Here is a 20,526-nt window from a genome sequence, read left to right on the forward strand (position 1 = left end):
GTTTTAATTCATTATGCACATAAAAGATTGCGCTTTTGTGAATTTTTTTAGACTAAAGGCGAGTATTTTTAGTTTTTTGTTATAAAAGCATCTATAACTCGTAAAAAATGACTTATAGATGCTTTTATTTGTTAATTTTACTACACAATTTCCGCAATCGGTTGATCGGCATGCAAGGTTTGCCCTGTCTCTGCCAGTTGCTGAATACACCCACTGCTGTGTGCGAGTATCGGCACTTCCATTTTCATGGCTTCCATCACCCCGACCACATCACCCTCTTGAACCTGATCCTGTTCAGCGACTTTCCACGAACTGATCACCCCATTGATCGGTGCAAGTAACTGCTGTGGCTGATGTTTTGGGGCTGTCATCACGTGTTCAACGGGCTGACTCATTTGCATTGCCCCGAGCAATGCTGCGGGCAAACCAACTTGATGCAGCTTGCCATCAATCTCAATCGGATAACGCTGCAAAACATTTTGATGACTGTACTGGCTACGTGGTGCAACCGCAAAATCATGTTGTAAATCCTGCTCAATCCAACGGGTATGTACCTTGAAGTCCTCGGTAAAATCAGCATGTTCCAACACAGCCCGATGAAATGGCAACACCGATGCCACACCTTCAATCTGAAAAGATTTCAAGGCGCGTTTTGCCCGCTGGATGGCAATCTCACGGGTTGCCCCTGTCACAATCAGTTTTGCCATGAGTGAGTCAAAATGGCTCGACACCAGACTACCTGAACGCACACCCGTATCTAAACGCACTCCGATACCCGAAGGCGGTTGAAATGCGGTGAGTGTCCCAAACGCGGGAATGAACCCTCGTGCTGGGTCTTCGGCATTGATACGAAACTCAATACTGTGCCCTTGTGCGACAGGCGTTTGCTGAATCGACAAGGGTTGTCCCAACGCAATCGCAATTTGCTCAGCCACCAAGTCCAAACCTGCGGTTTGCTCCGTGACAGGATGCTCAACCTGCAAACGGGTATTCACTTCCAAAAAGGACAACTTGCCATCACGACTCAACAGATATTCTACAGTTCCCGCACCCACATAACCCGCTGCACGGCAAATGGCTTGCGCCGAGCTTAAAATTTGCTGCTGAATTTCTGCTGTTAAAAATGGTGCAGGCGCTTCTTCGACCAATTTCTGATTACGGCGCTGCAACGAACAATCCCGTGTTCCCACCACCACCACATGCCCATGCTGATCGGCAATCACCTGCGCTTCAACATGGCGTGGCTGATCAAGATACTGCTCGACAAAACATTCACCCCGACCAAAGGCCGCAGTAGCTTCACGCACGGCTGACTCATATAATTCTGCGACTTCATCGAGTGACCATGCCACTTTTAAGCCACGACCACCACCACCGTATGCAGCTTTAATCGCTATCGGCAAACCATACTGTTTGGCAAAATCCACAGCTTGCTGTGCCTGTTGCAAAGGCTCATCGGTTCCCTGTACCAAAGGTGCGCCCACGGCTTGTGCCAGTTTACGCGCCGAAATTTTATCGCCCAGTTGTTCGATACTGGCAGGCGATGGGCCAATCCAGATCAATCCTGCATTTTGTACAGCCTGTGCAAAGTCAGCACGTTCCGATAAAAAACCATACCCTGGATGCAGCATGGTGGCCTGTGACTGCTTGGCAATCGCTAAAATCTTGTCGATATTTAAATAGGTATCTTTAGCGGTTTGCCCTGAGAGTGCCCATGCTTCATCGGCCAATTGCACATGTAGGCTGTCAATATCATCATCGGCATATAACGCGACTGAGGTGATGTCTAAATCGCGGCAGGCCTGAATGATCCGCACCGCAATCTCTCCACGGTTGGCAATTAAAATTTTATGCTGCTGTGTCATTCTTTTTTCTCAATCTTTATCTATTCGGAAATCTGGCGAAACTGGATCTGGCAGCCCGCAGGAATTTGTGCAACCAACGACAAATGATGGGGTGCAACGGCTGCAATCACGGGGTAACCGCCTGTCAGGGGATGATCATTCATAAACAGTACAGGTTGCCCATTCGGCGGCACTTGGAGTGCGCCCGTGCATGTGCCTTCACTCGGCAACTCCCGCATTTGACTGCGCTGCAACGCCTGTTGCCCCTGTAACCGCAGCCCAACCCGATTGCTGTCAGCACTCACCTGCCAAGTCTGTTTAAGTAATAAATCTACACTTTCTGAACTAAACCAATCTGTACGCGGCCCCAACACAATATCGAGCTGTACAGTGTCACCCACTCGAGGCAAAGTCGGTATTGAAAATGGTTCAACCTGTACCGCCGTTGTTTCAGCATCAGCCTGCGCCAGTAATTCACCTACCTGTACAGGCGGGCTGCCCAGTTCTGCAAGCGAGTCATAACTTCGACTTCCCAAAATTAGCGGTGCGGCAATACCACCCCGTAGTGCCAAATATTGACGTAGCCCCACCTCTGGTGCTGCAATCTCAATCCGATCACCAGCATCTAAAGCAATAGCACGATAACAACCGACATCGACACGACTCTGATCAGGATAGGTCACCCACAGCGAACCCACGCCCCCTGTCACCGCAATCACAGTCGGCTGTAACACCTCCGCAGAAAAGCCACCATTTAAAATTTCCAAGGCAGCAGCCGTTTTCGCATTTCCGACTAAAGCATTGGCAGAGGCTAAAGCGGTTTGATCCATAGCTCCTGCCTGTCCGACACCGAGCTTGGCGACTTGGTCGCGCCCTTGATCTTGAATCAGGGTTTGCAAACCGACTTTCAGAACTTTGAGAACTGCATTTTCAGCGCTGACCTGATGAGTCTGAACAGTTTTTGGGGCAATGTTTTCATTCAGAAACACGTGTGTCGGCTGTCGGGTCACATCACGAAATACCACGCGATCACTCGGCAACAGCAATGCAGGAGGATCACGTAATTCATCCCACATTCGACTTGTGGTTCGCCCGATCAACTGCCAGCCCCCTGGGCTGTCTTTGGGATAAATTCCCGTGTAATCATTGGCAAGCGCCACCGAACCCGCAGGCACTTTTTTGCGCGGGGAACTGAGTCGTGGAATATTTTGAAACTGCTGCTCAGGGCTGACCAGATACGCAAAGCCCGGTGCAAAACCAATAAATGCCACTTGCCAATGACTTTGAGTATGTCGCTGAATCAACTCGGTCACTGACCACCCCAATTGATCAGCCAAAGGGGCTAAATCTTCTCCGTCATAGCAGACATCAATCACCCGCTCACGACCAACCTCCAGTGCCTGATCGTGTACAGGCTGCTGAGCAATCCAATCTTTCAAAACTTTGGCTTGAGTTTTCCAGCGATCGAAATACACCAGAATGGTCTGTGCCGCAGGAATCATTTCACGAATATCAGGATGTCCAAGCTGTTGTAGCTGCCGATACAGTGCAAGAGTTTCTTCGAGGCTATTGAGTTCAATTAAAAAGCTATCCAGATTGACCGATAAAAAACGCATGTTAATCTCCTGAAAATGCCCGAATCTGAATCCCTGCCTGCTCTAAACGCTGACGAATGGCTTGGGCCATTTCAACTGCGCCCTGCGTATCGCCATGCAGACAAATGCTTTGCGCCTGAATCGGGGTAAATTGACCATCGATTGAAGTCACTCCACCTTTTTGAATCAGGCTAACCACACGTGCTGCAATCTCGTCAACATCATGTAAAACTGCACCTGCCAAACGTCGAGAAACCAATGATCCATCGGTATTGTAGGCTCGGTCAGCAAAAGCTTCCGCAATGACTTTCACACCTTGCTGTTGAGCAAATTCAATCAGTGCTGAACCTGCCAATCCAACTAAAATTAATTTCGGATCAAGCAATTGCATCGCATCTATCACCGCCTTCGCTTGCTGTAAATTGTCTGCAACGGTGTTATACAGTGCACCATGTGGTTTGACATAGGTCACTTGTGTGCCTGCGGCTTTGGCCAACCCTTGCAGTGCGGAAATCTGATACATGACATCGGCGAGTAGCTCATCATAGGACACATCCATATTACGGCGCCCAAAACCAACAAGGTCTGGATACGACACATGTGCACCGACATTCACCCCACAGGCAGCCACCTGTTTTAAGGTTTTAAATATGCCCGCAGGATCTCCCGCATGAAAACCACAAGCAATATTGGCACTACTCACTACAGCTAAAATCAGTAAGTCATTCCCCATCTGCCACGCGCCATAGCTTTCACCCAAATCACTATTTAAATCGATCTGCATGCGGTACTCCCTCTAACATGTTTTACATCATGAAAATAGTACTCAAAAGAAACCTAAGTCATCGTGATTATTCCCTATCAACTCAGCACACGATAAATTTAGCCATCAATGGCTTATTTAAATTTGGTAATTTTCTCAACTTCTTTCAAAGTCTGTTTAATCGGTTCATAGTCTAAAAACCAGAACAGGTTAATGGCACGATGGTGATGCTGCTGTGCCAACATATCAATCACACTCTTCTCACCACGCCCCAGTAAATGACGGCGATAAAAATACACCACCAGCAATGCCGTACAAAACAGCATCACAATCAACATCACCCAAAAACCGACTGGAGATTTAAGTCCGGGAATAAATTCAAAATTCATTCCATAAACCCCCGTGAGCAGCGTTAATGGTGCAAAAACTGCGGTGATAATGGCTAAAATCCGCATATTTTCATTGGTCTGATTGGAAATAGCAGAAAAATGCAGATCAATCGCTGCCTGAATAGAACTGCGCGAACGTGCGGTATATTTTTGGATTCGCTCAATATGGCTGACCAAATCATTGACCCGCACCAACATGATATCTAATGCTTCGCGGTGCTGCTCTCCGACCAAATGATGATAGTTTTCAACAATTTCATCTCTGAGCTCCTGCAAGGTTTCAATTTGTTCTTCGCATAAATTTTCTACCTGCTGAAATGCAGTATTTTCCTGCAATAAACGATGCCATTGTTTAAAATTATGTCGCCCTTGTAACAGTTCACGCTGCCAATATTCCACGCGGCGAGTCAACGGTGTTCTTAACTCCAAATAGTCATCAATCATGCTGTTCAGAATACGCAGTGACAGATTTAATGGTGTGTTGGGCAACTTACGCAAGCGGTTTTGTTCTTCGGGAGGTTTATGCATAAAACCATGCAAACGCTCAATATAACTTTCAATCGCTTTATTGCCCTTTTCACGGACTGTCACCAATGATCTGGCACTCATACAGAAAGCAACTGGGGTGGTGACTAAACCAAAATCACTACTATGTTTTTCAAGACTTTTTTCAGTCAAATTAATTTGATCTTCAGGGCTGATCAATTTACGGAAAATCAAAAAATCATAATCTTCCATCGCATCAAAAGCACAAGGATGTTCAATGTTCAATACATCCTGCACATGAAATTCATTAAGCGACATATGTGCCAAAGCATGCAATTGATCCTGCCATTCATCTGCTTTGCCCACCACATCTTGCCTTAGACAATCCACCCAAACAAAATCAAGCACATAGAACTCAGATTGTTCTTGGCTAATAAAGGCATAATTTTCATCGGGATGGCGGTAGAAGTAATAAATTTGCATAGATTTGTATTTAAAAACATCATCAAGCTTGCATCATGACATAAAAAAAGCCCGCTTCAAGCGGACTTTCTTTACCAAGCGTAGCTCAGATTATGCTTGTTCTACATCTTTCATGGTCAATTTGATACGACCACGGTTGTCAACATCGGCAACTTGAACCTTGATTTCTTGACCTTCAGTCAATACGTCAGTCACGTTGGCAATACGCTCATTTGAGATTTGAGAGATATGCAACAAGCCGTCAGTTCCTGGCAAGATATTCACGAACGCACCAAATTCAACAATACGAATCACTTTACCAGCATAGATTTTGCCTGGTTCAACTTCAGCAGTTAACGCTTGGATCTTGGCAATCGCTGCACGTGCAGCTGCTTTAGATTCACCAAATACGCGTACTGTACCGTTGTCTTCAATATCAATCGCAGCTTTAGTTTCTTCAGTAATCGCACGGATGGTTGCACCACCTTTACCAATCACGTCGCGGATCTTGTCTGGGTTAATCGTGATCACTTCGAATGTTGGCGCGTGAGCTGAAATTTCAGCACGTGCACGAGAAATCACTTTGTTCATTTCATTCAAGATGTGCATACGACCAGCAAATGCTTGGTTCAATGCCACTTCCATGATTTCTTCAGTGATGCCTTCGATTTTGATGTCCATTTGAAGTGCGGTAATACCGTTTGCAGAACCCGCTACTTTAAAGTCCATATCACCAAGGTGATCTTCGTCACCCAAGATGTCAGAAAGAACTGCGAAACGCTCGCCTTCTTTCACTAGACCCATTGCGATACCTGCAACAGGTGCTTTCAATGGAACGCCAGCGTCCATCAATGCCAATGAAGCACCACACACAGATGCCATTGAAGACGAACCGTTAGATTCAGTAATGTCAGAAACTACACGTAACACGTATGGGAAACGGTCAATTGGAGGAAGAACCGCTTGAACACCACGACGAGCCAAACGACCATGACCGATTTCACGACGTTTTGGACCAGATTCACGACCCGTTTCACCTACAGAGTATGCAGGGAAGTTGTAGTGCAACATGAAGTTGTCAGTTTTTGTACCTGCAAGTGTGTCAACCATCAAGGCATCACGAGTGTTACCTAAAGTTGCAGTGACAAGTGCCTGAGTTTCACCACGCGTGAACAACGCAGAACCGTGAGTACGCTCTAACACGCCCACTTGAACATCTAAGCCACGAACAGTTTTAGTGTCACGACCATCAATACGTGGTTTACCAGACAAGATGTTGTCACGAACGGTGCGGTATTTAAGATCTTCAAACAAGAAGTCAACTTCGTCAGCAATACCGTCAACATCTTCTGCAGGAACAAACTGAGCAACAGCTTCAGCATGAAGCGCATCAAGCGCTGCATAACGATCTTGTTTCACTGCAATGGTGTAAGCTTCTGAGATTTTCGCTTCAAATGCTTCTTTTAATTGTGCACGCAATTCTTCGTTGTGTGCAGGTGCAGTCCATGTAGATGCTGCTGCGCCTACTGCTGCTGCAAATTCTTGAATCGCTTGAATGGCGATCTGTTGCTCGTCATGACCGAACAATACAGCGCCAAGCATTTGATCTTCTGAAAGTTCTTTCGCTTCAGATTCAACCATCAACACGGCTGATTCTGTACCTGCAACCACAAGGTCAAGGTCAGACTGAGCCAATTGTTCATAGCTTGGGTTAAGTACGTATTCACCGTTAATCAAACCAACACGCGCTGCGCCAATTGGGCCGCGGAATGGTGTACCTGCAATTGCAAGTGCTGCAGAAGTACCAAGCATTGCTGCAATGTCAGCATCCATAGTTTTGTCAGAAGATACAACAGTTGCAGTCACTTGGATTTCGTTGTAGTAACCTTCTGGGAACAACGGACGAATTGGACGGTCGATCAAACGTGAAATCAACGTCTCAGCTTCAGAAGCACGACCTTCACGTTTACCATAACCACCCGGGATACGACCCGCAGCATATTGTTTTTCTTGATAGTTAACAGTCAGTGGGAAGAAATCCTGACCTGCTTTTGCTGTTGGCTGAGCCACAACTGCAACAAGTACGCTTACCCCACCCATTGTGATCAATACAGAGTTAGCTTGGCGAGCAACACGACCCGTTTCCAAAACCACTGGGTATTGACCATATTGGAATTCTTTACGAACAATATTAAACATTGACATGTATTGTATTTTCCTAGTTCTTTTTGAACAGTTTTTCTAGTGGAGACCCCTAAGGTTTGGCATTCACAGCACAATTTTGCAATAAATGACAAAGCTTAGAAGCCGACCTCACTAGATATTAGACACGAAGAAGGAGCGAATATTCGCCCCTTCTAGAATAGCTTAGCAAGCTAAGCCTAGCTCGATTTTCAGTGACGAAGTCAGAAACATTCGAAATACCGAAAAGTAAGCCCAAATCGAATTAACGACGTAAACCTAAAGCACCGATCAATGCAGTGTAACGACCGTGGTCTTTACCATTTAAGTAGTCAAGTAACTTACGACGTTGGTTAACCATACGGATCAAACCGCGACGGCTATGGTGGTCGTGTTTGTGCTCTTTAAAGTGACCTTGTAAGTCATTGATTTGAGCAGTTAACAAAGCAACTTGTACTTCTGGTGAACCAGTGTCATTTTCTGCACGTGCAAATTTAGCAATAATTTCTGCGCGGTCTTGGTTAGTTAAAGCCATTCGATTTCTCCGAGATGCTTAAAATTTAAAAAGATGATATTTATCAAAAAGTTAAAATAATTAACTAATTGATTGCCGTGCATCACTACAGCAAGGGGTTTATTTTAAGTGAAAATCTAGACGATTGCAAAAAAAGCATGCGTGGATTGTCTTTTTTCTGAATATTGAAAAAAAATGCAAAAGCCCAAACGGTATTTTGTTTGGGCTTTTGTACGCTGTAGTTTCTTGTTTTTGCTTTTTTTATTTTTATGAGCGGTCAGACCCACGCTTCTTATGGAAATTGTTAACATCCCAACTTGAGCTTGTGTTTCCATGTGTTTAATGTTCGCATAAAAACTGTAAGGTACATATAGACGTTTTCTCAAGCTCTTGTAAGCAAAAACTTACATAAAAAACATGATTAAAACACTCAGGAAACAAAAAAACACCTTTTAAAATTTTAAAATTCCATATTAATCAATAGCTTTTTTACTTTATAAAAATCATACCTATAATTTTATAGATTTGAGAAAGTAGAACACATGATACATTTTTTTACATGTTTAATTTGCGATAACTTAGCTGACAAAAAACCGACAGGTTTAGTCTACTTTCTTTCTAAATTGTTGACATCACAAAAACAGCAGATATAAAAAAACCCTGTAGTCTCTCCCAAAACTACAAGGTTTAGTGGCTGTAAGTTTCCTGCGTGTGACTCACGTCCTGTAAGTTCGTTGTCTATAGACTCTTATTCTTCTTATACGATTATGATTTAGCTTTCCATGCTAAATCAATTTAGCATCGCCATAGTACCTAAAATTAGAGTTGATCAGCTATCCGCCAATTTCCCTATTTAATGTAAGCCATTGCTTACATTGCGTCTGATTATCAAAAAAAACTTTACTATTCTCATAATTGTTCAATTTTTCTAACCAAACCACTCTGTCTAACGGTCTGGCAGGTTAATGCCTGAGCAAATGCAGCCCGATCGACGAGCAATGACACTACTTTTTTGGCACGGGTAATCGCGGTGTAAATCAGTTCTTGGCTCAACAATTTTTCCGCAGGAGCATCGAGCACTACAGCAGTATGTGCAAATTCAGAGCCTTGTGATTTATGGATTGTCAGGGCAAATGCGGTTGCGATATTTTTAGGCAAACGCTGTGCAATGATCCATTTTTGCAAACTCGGAAAAAACACTTCAAACTGCTGAGCATCTGTGCGGTGTAAAAAACAGATGCCAATATCACCGTTGGCAAGTCCTAGCTGATCATCATTTTCTGTCATCATGACAGGTCTTCCCACATACCAATCACCTACCTGTTGCGTATAAGGGAGTAATGCCGCTAATAACTGTCTTTGCATAAATAGGTTAATGGCATTTAACCCCAGTTCTCCATAATGAATCGCGGTCAAAATACGGTACTGATCAAAACTCGCAATCACCTGTTCAACATCGGCTTGCGAACGCTCACTTTGTAAATAGGCAATCAGGCTATGTTGATAGCTTTGAAATCCTGTCCAGAGCTGTTGCAAGGTCTGCTCAGTCGAAGTTTCCGCATTTAAATACTGAAGCTGGATATAATCTTTAACAATTTGAGTCAGGTCGATGCTGTCTAACTGCCCTGCACTCACCACTTCTTGTTCAAACTGAACCAATACCTGTGTTGCATCAAGCTGTCGAGCAGTCACCTCTTGAATGAAACGTGCCATTTTCCCAATCAAAGCATCATCACTAAAACGTCGACTCGTCACTAAATTGACACGGCAGCTCTGTAACTTTTGTGTTTGCTGTAAATCCGCCAATACTGAACCGACATCGACCGATGCCAACTGCTGTGCATCGCCCAATAAAATCAGGCGAGCATGATCGGGAATGGCTTCAAACAATAAAGTCGCCAAATTTAGATCCAGCATTGAGGCTTCATCGACCACAATCAGGTCATAAGGCAAAGGTTGCTGCGCTGTATATTTGGCTTTGCCTTGTAGACCAATCCCCAATAACCGATGCAAGGTGACAGGTTTTAACAGCAATAGTTCAGGCTGAATTAAGCCTTGTTTTTGCAGCTCAGGATCATTAAAAGATCCTTGCAAAGCTTCCTGCATCCGCTGCGCTGCTTTCCCTGTCGGTGCAGCCATAGCAATCCGTAAATGAGGCAAACTGTGATTTAACACAGCGACGATTCGCGCCAGTGTATAGGTTTTTCCTGTTCCTGGCCCACCTGTAATGATATTGAGTGCTGACTGCCCGACCCTCTGCAATGCTTGCTGCTGATATGGATCTGATAACAATGACGTATATGCTGAGGTATCAACCGTTGTTGGTTGTTGTTGATATAAGCGCTGAACCTGTTGGGCAAGCCGCTGCTCTAAAGCAAAATAACGATACAAAAACAAGGCTTGTCCATCATAAACAAATGGTGCGATCTGCTGCGCTGAAGATGTTAATAATTGACCAAACTGCTGTACTTGGTCAGGATAACAATTCATACAACTATCACCACGGGATTTTGCCAAAAATAATTGGCGAATCGTCATGATGAGTTCAGCATTTTCACTTGACTTTGCAACCTGATTTATCAGATACTCTGCCCACTTTTCAGACCAAGCCAAATTTTCTTGCTGTCTTGGCATCGCTTCTTTTCTCACATTGTGATCCTCAAAACTTATTCACACAGATATCAACAGAGTTATACCCATAATTGTCCACAATTTAAGCTTTTGTTTTTTAAACACTTAGTAAAGTTATTCACTTTTTTCATACTGTTTGCTTAACTTTTGCATAGCCTAAAATTGCATCGAGTCGCAAAATAAACTCAGGCTCAGGTTGCCAAAAATAACTGCCAAATTCTGCTTGTGCCGACATTCCCCGCAAATACAAATAACTGGCTCCGCCCAAGTGCTGCTCAATCGCATAATTTTCCAGACGTGTCTGCAAATAACGATGCAGTGCTACCAAATAAAGACTCGCCTGTAACCAATAACTGCTTTGTGACATGTTCTGCCCAATCGCTGTCGCATGATAATCCTGCAAGCGATCACCCAGATAATTACTTTTATAGTCGGCGATATAAAACCGTCCCTGATGTTCGTAGACCAAGTCAATTGCACCATTTAAATAGCGTGCTGATTCGGCAGGATTAAACTCAGGCATATACAATTGGTATTCTTGAAACAAAGCATGCAGGCGCTGTACCGCAAAGACCTGATCGGAGAGCGCCATAAAAAATGGAAACTCAGCCAAATGCTGTTCAGGACTTAACTGCTGCAAACAAAAATCAGCATGAATCGGAGTCGCCAGAATTTTTGCCAACCAGTCTTGGACTTCACTCAACGCGTAATCTTCCAGCACCGTCTCGCTCGGTAGATCATGCCGTTGTTGATAACGTTCTAATAACTGTTGCCATAAATAAATATCATCGTTTTTAAAACGGCGGCGGATTTCATAAGCCCAGTCTTCATTTTGCTGAAAATCTAAATGCTCAAATACGCCATGCAAGAAGTTCCCTGCATGGGTGCCTTGTGGAAACTGGCGCTGAATCCACGGCAACTGTTCTTGCTGACTTGCAAATTGGACTTGTGGTGAGACTGCTTGCCATTCATCTTCAGCCGCTTGTTGCTCTCCGACGTATTCTGCCAATACATCTTTGGCTTGCTGCCGAGACAAATGCTGCGCTAATCCTGTAAAACTGGTTCGCGCTCTCGGATAAAAGCGTTTATTCGGCAAAGCCAAAGCCTGTAGCTCAGTCACATTTTCGGTTTCAGTCGCAACAATTGGCTTAGGACATTCGGTTAAAAAGACCGCCTCGGCACAAGCAGGGTGTTGAAACTCACCTGCCTGATTTTTCCAAAATGCCAAGCCTGTGGTGGAGTTGCCTTTATGGTCTTGCAACACGGCATAGACCCGATAACTGGCTCGGGTCAGCGCGACATACCAAAGCCGATGCTGTTCGGCTTCAAGGCGTAGTTGATGCTGATCTAAATCGGCTTGTGGTAGTTTTTCTTTATCATGAATTGCGATCACGCGCTGTGCTTCAAGCTGCCCTGTCTGCGGATTAAGCTGTTTGACCGTCGAGAAGTTCAGTTGTTTATTTTGCTCGTTAAACTTGCCATCGGCATTGAGTAAAAAGACAATTTTAAACTCCAAACCTTTGGACTGATGAATAGTCATCAGTTGCACGCCTGCCGCACTGGACAACTTGCGTTCCAGTTCCCATTCCCGATCGCTTGGTTTTTGGAGCTGAGTCATGTACCAGTGATACAGATTTTGAGCACCCTGATATTGCCCACTGTGCTGACTGAGTAATTCAGTCAGATGACGTAAATTCACCACCACCCGCTCATTGTCACGACTTTGGCTTGCGACTACAGTTTGCCAGACGTCAAAATGCTGCAACAAATACTGCCATGCTGTCAGGAAGTTGCGTGTCATCCACAACTCACGCACATGGTCGAATTCAACAATATACTGACTTAAGCCATCCGCTTGGGCTTGTAGCTCCACCAGTTGTTTCAATGTCAGACCAAACAGACGACTCAATAAAGCTCGTTTCAGTTTGGCTTCATGGTAAGGCTCTAAAATTGCAGTCAATACGGCTGCCACATCTTTAGCCATTGAGCTATCAAACACGCTGCGTTTAGCAGGACGATTGACCCGAATCCCCATGCGCTCCAGTACATATTGCACCTGATCCAAACCATCATGATTCTTGGACAGCACTGCAATATCATCGGCGATCAGCGCTCGTGAGCCTGTACTTTCGGCAAAATACAGTTGCCCTTGTGCCGACTGATTCAACAACTGACGAATTTGCCATGCCACCTGTTCGGGAGCAGGCTGTTTTTCGGGGATACTTAGCCAACGTAATGGATGTGGATTTTCCTGATCGTGATCAATCAAGGAAGGATGCGGACGATGCCCAGCCTGCACAGGATAATAAATCACCTGTTCACCAAAATCGGGCTGTCGCAGGAACAAAGCATCTACAACTTCAACCAGTGGTCGAATCGAACGCTGGTTGAACACCAGTTGATAAAACTGACCTGCCTTTCGCGTTACATCCTGATGTGCCTTGATAAAGGTCAGCATGTCTCCACCACGAAAGCCGTAAATTGCCTGTTTACGGTCACCGACCATGATCATGCAGCTTTGGCTATAGCGCTGTGGATGCCGCCAAATACTCGCCAACATATCATCCTGATCTTGGTTGGTGTCCTGAAACTCATCCACCAAAATCAGCGGGTAACGACTTTGTACAAAAGCTGCAAATTTTTGCCCCTGCTCGCCTTGTAAAGCTTCTGCCAGTGTACGGATTTGCTGCGAAAAGGTGGTTTCCCCATGTTGCTGTAACAACTGTGGCAGCCGTTTTTTGACTTCCTGACACAGGTAAAACTTCAGAAATGTGCCTGTATCTTGCAAAGACTGCTGCATGTTGGACAGACATTCCAAGACCTTCAAAAAAGCATTGAGCTGTGCATCGGCATAGAATTGTTCGGCAGCGTCCACAGGACATTTTTTAGAGAAGATTTTTTGCTGTTGAAACAGGTCTGCAAACTTGAATAGTTTATTGCGGCTTTCACTAAAACTTGGGTTAAAAAATCCTTGCCCATCTTCGTTTAAAATCAGTGACACTGCACTTGGAATCAGCTCGCCAAACAGCACAGTAAAGCTGTCTTTTTTAAAATAGGTGCCACTCACACCTTTAAAATATTCACCTGTTGGCAAATAAAATGCCGTTAAATGACTGAGATCAAAGCCACTCAACTGCTGACGTTGCTGCAAGAGTTCATCGGTCTGAAAATCCGTAGTCTGCACACGTTGAAACTGAGCATTACTAAAATTCAGGCTCTTTTCCACTACTTCGACATAACTGTCGACTCGCCCCAATTCGCCACTGATATACAGCCAGTCAATCAACTGCTGCGGCTGTGCATGAATCCATTCGCGTAAAATGTCATGCACCAATTGGCGTGTGTACTGTTTGGCTTGATCCGTAATTTCGGCGCGCTCAATTTTGCCACTTTCAAAGGCAAACTCACGCAGTAACTTTTGACTAAAGCTGTCCAGTGTTCCGACAAACAGTTCATCAAGTTGGTCAATCACCAGTTTTAGCCGTTCACAGGCATAACCGACCTGATGGGCAAACTGACTCAGGATTTTGGCTTGTAAGGGATCACTGCACTGCTCGGCAAAGATTTGATTTTCTTCTGCGGTGTTACTGCGCCGTGCATCAAAAAACACATAACTTTCTTGCAGACGTTTACGAATACGACTTTTCAGTTCGGCTGCTGCCGCACGGGTAAAGGTGGTGGCAATTACCTGACGCGGCAAATATTGTTCCAGTAAAATCCGTACCATCAGGCTCGATAAGGTAAAGGTTTTGCCTGAACCTGCCGAAGCTTCAATCCAGTGTAAGCCTTTGAATTGAATATCGTGAATTGGGGTGGTTGAAATGCGAGTCGTGTTCATTAGGCATGCTCCACCGCTTGCTGGTACTGGTAAATCGGCGCATATAAGGCATAGGCAAAGCGCTGACAGGCATCTTGCAATAACAGGTCGGCATCTTGCTCCTGCAAAATAAACTGCCAGTCATCGTGATACTGGGTTGAGCGATCTTCAGTGATTGAAAAGAGGCTGTTGTAGTTATTGCTGCCTTGCCATTGTTTGAATAGATTTTTTTCAGGTTCAACCAGCTGCATCTTGCCCTGTTCATCGGCTTGCCATTCAAGCTCTTTACCACTTTCCAACGGTTTGAGCAGCAATGCCGCAGGCAAGACCAACGGCGTGGTTTGCCCGTAGTCCCACGCCTTGAGCCATTCTTGCAGATAAACTTGTGCCTGTGCCGAATTGAGTCCCTGACAAATCAGGGTACGATCACTAAACACCACAATCCGTTTCAAGGCTGTGCCCTGTTCACCTAAATTTAAGTAGCTCAACCACAACAAATATTCGAGCCATGTTTTGGCACGGCGTTCGGCACGGGCACTCGATGGATTCAGGCTGACCCAGTCCTGTTCAGGCTGTTTGGGAATCACGATGCGCATATGCAAATTATTCCGCAAATGCAACGTTTGCCCTGTGGTGGCACTCGGTGCAGGCGCGTATTGCTGTAACTGGCTTAGAAGTTGCTGATGTTCCAACTGACTGAGTTGCCACGCACTGTGCTGCGTTTTGCCGACAGGCAAACGGTCTTGTAGCAATGCGGTACTTGCCGTGTCTTGCTGCTGTAAAAATTCGCGCAGGCTATAGCGCCCCAAACCATCGAGCAGCAAGGGTTCGACTTCATCAGGCAAATCCTGCATGCGCAGGTTTTCCACGCCAAGCGTTTTCAGATACAACTGTGCAGGAAAAATCATGTCATTCAGCCACTGCTGGCTATTCAGCATGATGATATCGCTATCAGACACTTCAAAAGTTTGATTGCTCCACGGCTGACGTTGTCCTGTCGCGTGTTGAATTTGCTGTGCCACCGTAAACCACTGATCCCGATAACGCAAATGCTCAGGTGTAAAACCTTGTAGATCAAAAGGTTGTAGTGGATGCACCTGATACAGACTTTGCAGATGCTGCGGAATTTCCAGACCTGCATATTCCACAGTCGGCGCAATGTGAGCATCGGGCTGTTCTGACGCGACAATAAAGGCAATATGATCCAGCAGTTCTTGCAATACACTGGATGGCTGACGCACTTCGCCATCATTGACATCAAAGCCATTGTAAAATAACCAGAGCTGCTCTTTGGCGAGCAGCAGTGCATCTAAAAATGCACCCTGATCATCTTCCAGACGGGAACGGTCACCGAGTTGTGGACGCAGACTTTGCATCAGATCAAATGGGGTATGCGTCTGTCGGCTTGGGAACTGTCCGCTGTCCAAATTCAACATCACCACCAAACGATACGGCAACGGGCGAATCTGTCCAATCTGACTAAAAGTAATCTGCCCGCTCGGTTCAGCCTGATCAAGCTGACTGTCGAGCTGCTGCTGAATTTCCTGCAAAATCACCCCAAGCGGCAGACTAAAATTCTGCAAGGCGACCTGTGGCGAGTGTTGCTGTTTTTGATAATGCACCGACAGGGTCAGCATACGAATCTGTTTACGCACCATTTCATAGGCTGCACCAAGCGCAGTCACGCCTGCCTGCTGAAACTCGTGAATATCTTGCTGAATCTGATACAGCCAGTGCTCAACAGTATGGTTTTGTCCGAGTTCATGCAAAATCAGCCAGTCCCGACGCAGCGCCAGATCTTCATAAATTTCGATCAAACTGGCAATCAGTTCAAAGTCACTTGGCAATACCTCTGCATAGCTCAGCGTGCCTTCAAACAGCACATGTTCAGGAATGGCTATGCCCAGTGCCAAACGATCGAGGGCAAATTTAAAACTGAAACGGTAATCCTGATCGTCTGAGCTGAGCTGACGCGCCAGATGGGCTTCATCTAAACCACGTTTAAAACCCGCTTGGATCAATAACTGTAAGGCACGCTGCGTCTGAGTAATGTCTAAAGCATAACGCTGCTGGGTGGCAGGTAAACTCAGCCAGTCAGCAAACTGTTCAAACTGGAAACGTCCATGCGGCAACTGAATCCGCCCATACACCGCCTGCCATGCCTGAGTCATATCGAGCTGAGCCACGCCGCCAATTTTGACAGGCAAATACGGCGCTTGCTGTGCGTTTTGCAAACGTGGTGGCGGTGCAAATACACTGCGAATATGTGGTTCAAGCGCCTTGATATTCGGGGTTAAAATCAGAATATCATCCAGTCGGCGTGGCTGTTGTGCTGTACCCTGTGCCAGCCAGTGCAACAACTGATCTTTTAACACTTCGAGCTGACGCAGTGCCGAATGACAGACATGCACTTGAATCGACTGATCATCAGAGGCAAGTTCAAACTGATGCTTTTCAGGTTCCATCAGATACAACACATCGGACTGAATTTTGCCCAACAAGCTGTCGGAATAGTCTTCATCAAACAGATCAACCCATTGCCCTTCTTCCCCCGAAGACAAATGCGACAACAACGAGAAATGGTCACGTGCCTGCTTGCCAAAACGGGTCAATAAGGGATGACGGGATTCACGTGCTTCGGCATTAAAATTGAGGGTAAATTCATCAAAGAAACGTTGCAGATCGGCATCGGATGCTTGAGGATGCTTTTGCAAAAAGCGCTGTTTGACCCCAAGGTCATAGCGTTTTTTCCAGTTCGGATCGACACTGTCTGCCCAATATTCCTGTGATGGGTTGTAGTGCAAGATCACCACTTCCAAGTACTGTCCCAAACGACGCAAAAATTGCAGTTGAGTCGGTGGCAAATCCAGTACGGTAAATATCAGTAACTGTTGCGGCAAGCGTTTCAAAGCGACTTTGCGACGTTCTGGGTCATCCAAAATTGCCCAGAAATCTCGGTCAATCTGCTGCATCTGCACAAAGTCAGCATGAAAGACTTCCTGCCACAGCCAGCGTTGCCATGCTTCAAGTTGCTGTACCTGCTCCAGTTGATACAGCGCAATGCCATGTTCATCGGCTTGGAAGAGTTGCTCGATGTTCAGTTCACGGTTATTGCCCCATGCTTTTAACCAGTTTTGTGGACAGCTACACGGCTCATGCCAATGGTGCTGACATTGCCCCCGATAAATCATGTAGTGACTAAAGACCCGTGACACCTGCTCTGCCACCCAGTACAGCATGTTTTGTTTTTTCAGTTGCTGCTGTAGACCTTGGCTTAAATGTGCAGCACTGTCATAAATGCGCTGCACGATGCTATACAGCGGATGCTCAGCCGATAAGCTGAGCTGTTCAGGTTCAATGTACGGTTTCAGAGCTTCATAAATGCGCCACTGCATCACCAGTCTAGGAATGTTGGCTTGGCGGACTTGGTCTTTATTGTCCAAAACCTGTTGATAGGCATACCACTGAAACGTCTGTATACGCTGATGATAAAGCTGATTGGCACTAATCCCCTGATGCTGCGAAATTTGCTGCTCTAGCCACTGCTCGACGGCTGCACTCGGCACCACAAAATGCTGCTGTTTCAGCACCTGTAAGGGATGGCGTTCTGCCTGACTGATCTGGGCTAACAGAGTTTGCAACAACAGTTCTAAACGCTGGCTTTGACAAACATGAATCCCCATAAATCACTTTTCTCGCTGTATTTTGTAGAATGTATGCAATCTAAACAAATTGACACATAGATTAGACTATTTCTTCCACATCAATTATGTCATTTTAAAAAACAATATGTTGTGATCTCACTATCTGAATTGCAAGTAAAAAATAACACCGCTAAAGGTAACAATTTTATGAAAATTGAGCATATTCCCGAATCAATTGATCCAGATCTCAATTTAGACCAAGTACGCCGTGATTGCTTAGACATGGTCAAAAAACGCGCCTATTTGTCAGCAGGCGCAGCTGTGATTCCCGTGCCATTTTTAGATGTGGTGGTCGATGTCGGAATTTTATCGAAACTGATTCCTGAAATTAATGAACAGTTTGGACTCGATCGCGAGCACATCAGCGTTTATGACCCGAAAACCCGTGAAATTCACTGGCAGGAACTACGTAAACGTGGCGTACAGTTTTCAGGGTTAATGGTGGCACGCACTGGAGTTAAAAAATCCTTTAACGGCTTTGTCGGAAAAATGCTCACCAAACAGGTGTCCAAATTTATTCCTTTAGGAGGACAGATTATTGCGGCAAGTCTGGGCTATCTGGTATTTAAAAAAATTGCCGCAGCCCATGTTGAAGACTGTTATCAGATTGCAAAACGGATTCAACTTAAGCAAAAAGCTCAAGTTGTTTCCTAAGACAGCGTAAATGAGCTAGCCTGTTTTAAGCTGTTTTAACAAGGCACGCATAATTTCAAGGCGTGCCTGTCGTTTACTGTCAGTCGAAATAATATGCCACGGCGCATAAGCCGTATTGGTCAGATAAAACATATCCGAAGCAGCACTCAAATAATCGTCCCATTTTTCCCGATTGCGCCAATCTTCACTGGTAATTTTAAAACGCTTGTGCGGTGTCTGTTCGCGAATTTTAAAACGCTCTGCCTGCTCATCTTGACTGATTGCCAACCAAAATTTGATCACGATGGTTTCAGTATCGGCAAGGTCTTTTTCAAAACGGTTAATTTCTTCATAAGCGCGTTGCCACTCAAAATCTTGTGCCAAATTTTCAATACGCTCGACCAATACCCGACCATACCAAGAACGGTCAAAAATCCTGATTTGGCTAGCACTGCCGAGTTTCGTCCAAAACCGCCATAGATACGGATGGCGGAGTTCATAACGTTCAGGTGCTGCAATACAATTGATCTCATATTCACGTGGATCAAGTTTTTTGACAATTCGCCGAATTGCCCCACCTTTACCTGCGGCATCCATCCCTTCAAATACGATGACAATTTTACGTGGATTATTTTGTAAATAATCTGTGACTTTTCGGGTAATTTTTTTCAGCTCAGCTTTGTAATGTTTTTTGCTGATTTCTGGATGTGAAATATTCAGTAAGTTTTGCGGTATCGGTGCTTGTGTCCATTGATCAGCGACCCGCCCTGTATGTTTGGGTAAGTCTTTAAATGCGAGTAATAAATGCTCTGCAAACTCTCGGTTACGCTGATGCTTATTTTCACAATCCAACACAATCCAGTCATTGCTATAGCGCTGACGTAAGCGTTGTAAGTTGTCGTATTGTTTTTTATTGCGCCAGTCCAGACCATGTAATTTATGCCATTTTTCCTGAGATGGATTCATATTATCGAGGCGCTTTTGTAGAGATTTCCACGACAAGTCAAACCAGAACTTAATCACATCGACTTGATTATTTTTCAGATCTTGCTCAAATTTGCGCATTTGGTGAATATAGGCATCGAACATAGTGTCATCTAAAGGTTTGGACACATGCATGGCAGTATTCAACAGGTCGTTATACCAGTTACTAAACAGCACCACCACCTGACCCTCGGCAGGAATCACCTGTGCATAGGGCTGCCAAAAGGGTTGCTGATTGCCTAAAAGCTGTGGTGGCTCCGCATTGACATATAAATAACGCGGGTCGACCCATTCACGCAGTTGTTTGACAGCTTCGCCTTTCCCCGCAAGTTCAATTCCACTGACAATAATCAGGACACTTTTACTGTGGTCTGAACCACGGCTATTGCGTAGGCGGTATTGGGCTTCAATAAGATCAAAAGAAAGTTGATGATCATGTTTAATTTTTTCTGGTTCTACGCTCTGATGCATGCTCGGCGACCTGTGTTTATGCTGTTTTTATCTCTAGCATGATACTACAGCT

Annotated in this window: 12 protein-coding genes; 1 reads left to right on the forward strand and 11 read right to left on the reverse strand. The window is 45.1% G+C overall.

The genetic code is table 11. The features are described from left to right. Window positions 1-140: 140 nt before the first annotated feature. The 10 genes from LVY74_RS09135 to LVY74_RS09180 form a co-directional block, all read right to left on the reverse strand. Entirely contained in the window at window positions 141-1,865 is a 1,725-nt protein-coding gene (locus LVY74_RS09135; protein WP_237814815.1) for an acetyl/propionyl/methylcrotonyl-CoA carboxylase subunit alpha, read from the reverse strand. Window positions 1,866-1,885: 20 nt separating this feature from the next. Further along, window positions 1,886-3,460, reverse strand: a complete 1,575-nt coding sequence (locus LVY74_RS09140; protein ID WP_237814816.1) for a 5-oxoprolinase/urea amidolyase family protein — start codon at window positions 3,458-3,460, stop codon at window positions 1,886-1,888. 1 nt (window position 3,461) lies between these two features. After that, window positions 3,462-4,223, reverse strand: a complete 762-nt coding sequence (locus LVY74_RS09145; RefSeq protein WP_237814817.1) for a LamB/YcsF family protein — start codon at window positions 4,221-4,223, stop codon at window positions 3,462-3,464. Window positions 4,224-4,336: 113 nt separating this feature from the next. Continuing rightward, on the reverse strand, window positions 4,337-5,560 hold the full coding sequence (locus LVY74_RS09150; protein ID WP_237814818.1) for a magnesium transporter CorA family protein: 1,224 nt from the start codon (window positions 5,558-5,560) through the stop codon (window positions 4,337-4,339). A gap of 90 nt (window positions 5,561-5,650) precedes the next feature. Then, window positions 5,651-7,738 carry a polyribonucleotide nucleotidyltransferase gene (gene pnp, locus LVY74_RS09155; RefSeq protein WP_237814878.1) on the reverse strand — a complete coding sequence of 696 codons (2,088 nt, stop codon included), beginning with the start codon at window positions 7,736-7,738 and terminating at the stop codon, window positions 5,651-5,653. Between the two features lie 247 nt (window positions 7,739-7,985). After that, window positions 7,986-8,255, reverse strand: coding sequence for a 30S ribosomal protein S15 (gene rpsO, locus LVY74_RS09160; RefSeq protein WP_111895817.1), 270 nt, complete (start codon window positions 8,253-8,255; stop codon window positions 7,986-7,988). Window positions 8,256-8,371: 116 nt separating this feature from the next. Beyond that, window positions 8,372-8,569, reverse strand: a complete 198-nt coding sequence (locus LVY74_RS09165; protein WP_237814819.1) for a hypothetical protein — start codon at window positions 8,567-8,569, stop codon at window positions 8,372-8,374. A gap of 574 nt (window positions 8,570-9,143) precedes the next feature. Beyond that, on the reverse strand, window positions 9,144-10,868 hold the full coding sequence (gene recD, locus LVY74_RS09170; protein ID WP_237814879.1) for an exodeoxyribonuclease V subunit alpha: 1,725 nt from the start codon (window positions 10,866-10,868) through the stop codon (window positions 9,144-9,146). Window positions 10,869-10,992: 124 nt separating this feature from the next. Continuing rightward, window positions 10,993-14,703 (reverse strand): UvrD-helicase domain-containing protein, encoded by a 3,711-nt coding sequence (locus LVY74_RS09175; RefSeq protein ID WP_237814820.1) that lies wholly within the window; start codon window positions 14,701-14,703, stop codon window positions 10,993-10,995. Further along, on the reverse strand, window positions 14,703-18,365 hold the full coding sequence (locus tag LVY74_RS09180; RefSeq protein WP_237814821.1) for an exodeoxyribonuclease V subunit gamma: 3,663 nt from the start codon (window positions 18,363-18,365) through the stop codon (window positions 14,703-14,705). Before LVY74_RS09180 ends, LVY74_RS09175 begins: the two co-directional genes overlap by 1 nt. A 168-nt stretch (window positions 18,366-18,533) precedes the next feature. Here LVY74_RS09180 and LVY74_RS09185 point away from each other — a divergent pair, with 168 nt between their 5' ends. Beyond that, window positions 18,534-19,040 carry a hypothetical protein gene (locus LVY74_RS09185; RefSeq protein ID WP_237814822.1) on the forward strand — a complete coding sequence of 169 codons (507 nt, stop codon included), beginning with the start codon at window positions 18,534-18,536 and terminating at the stop codon, window positions 19,038-19,040. 15 nt (window positions 19,041-19,055) lie between these two features. On the opposite strand, the gene pap is transcribed toward LVY74_RS09185, so the two are convergent. Beyond that, complete coding sequence (pap, locus tag LVY74_RS09190; protein WP_237814823.1) at window positions 19,056-20,474, reverse strand: polyphosphate:AMP phosphotransferase; 1,419 nt, start codon at window positions 20,472-20,474, stop codon at window positions 19,056-19,058. Window positions 20,475-20,526 lie beyond the last annotated feature (52 nt).

The organism is Acinetobacter sp. ME22 (assembly GCF_022012315.1).
In the GTDB taxonomy this organism is placed as follows: domain Bacteria; phylum Pseudomonadota; class Gammaproteobacteria; order Pseudomonadales; family Moraxellaceae; genus Acinetobacter; species Acinetobacter brisouii_A.

Excerpts from the sequence above, each read along its gene's own strand:
- LVY74_RS09135 (WP_237814815.1), bottom strand. The coding sequence starts at position 1,865 with ATGACACAGCAGCATAAAATTTTAATTGCCAACCGTGGAGAGATTGCG.
- LVY74_RS09140 (WP_237814816.1), bottom strand. The coding sequence starts at position 3,460 with ATGCGTTTTTTATCGGTCAATCTGGATAGCTTTTTAATTGAACTCAAT.
- LVY74_RS09145 (WP_237814817.1), bottom strand. The coding sequence starts at position 4,223 with ATGCAGATCGATTTAAATAGTGATTTGGGTGAAAGCTATGGCGCGTGG.
- LVY74_RS09150 (WP_237814818.1), bottom strand. The coding sequence starts at position 5,560 with ATGCAAATTTATTACTTCTACCGCCATCCCGATGAAAATTATGCCTTT.
- pnp (WP_237814878.1), bottom strand. The coding sequence starts at position 7,738 with ATGTTTAATATTGTTCGTAAAGAATTCCAATATGGTCAATACCCAGTG.
- rpsO (WP_111895817.1), bottom strand. The coding sequence starts at position 8,255 with ATGGCTTTAACTAACCAAGACCGCGCAGAAATTATTGCTAAATTTGCA.
- LVY74_RS09165 (WP_237814819.1), bottom strand. The coding sequence starts at position 8,569 with ATGGAAACACAAGCTCAAGTTGGGATGTTAACAATTTCCATAAGAAGC.
- recD (WP_237814879.1), bottom strand. The coding sequence starts at position 10,868 with ATGCCAAGACAGCAAGAAAATTTGGCTTGGTCTGAAAAGTGGGCAGAG.
- LVY74_RS09175 (WP_237814820.1), bottom strand. The coding sequence starts at position 14,703 with ATGAACACGACTCGCATTTCAACCACCCCAATTCACGATATTCAATTC.
- LVY74_RS09180 (WP_237814821.1), bottom strand. The coding sequence starts at position 18,365 with ATGGGGATTCATGTTTGTCAAAGCCAGCGTTTAGAACTGTTGTTGCAA.
- LVY74_RS09185 (WP_237814822.1), top strand. The coding sequence starts at position 18,534 with ATGAAAATTGAGCATATTCCCGAATCAATTGATCCAGATCTCAATTTA.
- pap (WP_237814823.1), bottom strand. The coding sequence starts at position 20,474 with ATGCATCAGAGCGTAGAACCAGAAAAAATTAAACATGATCATCAACTT.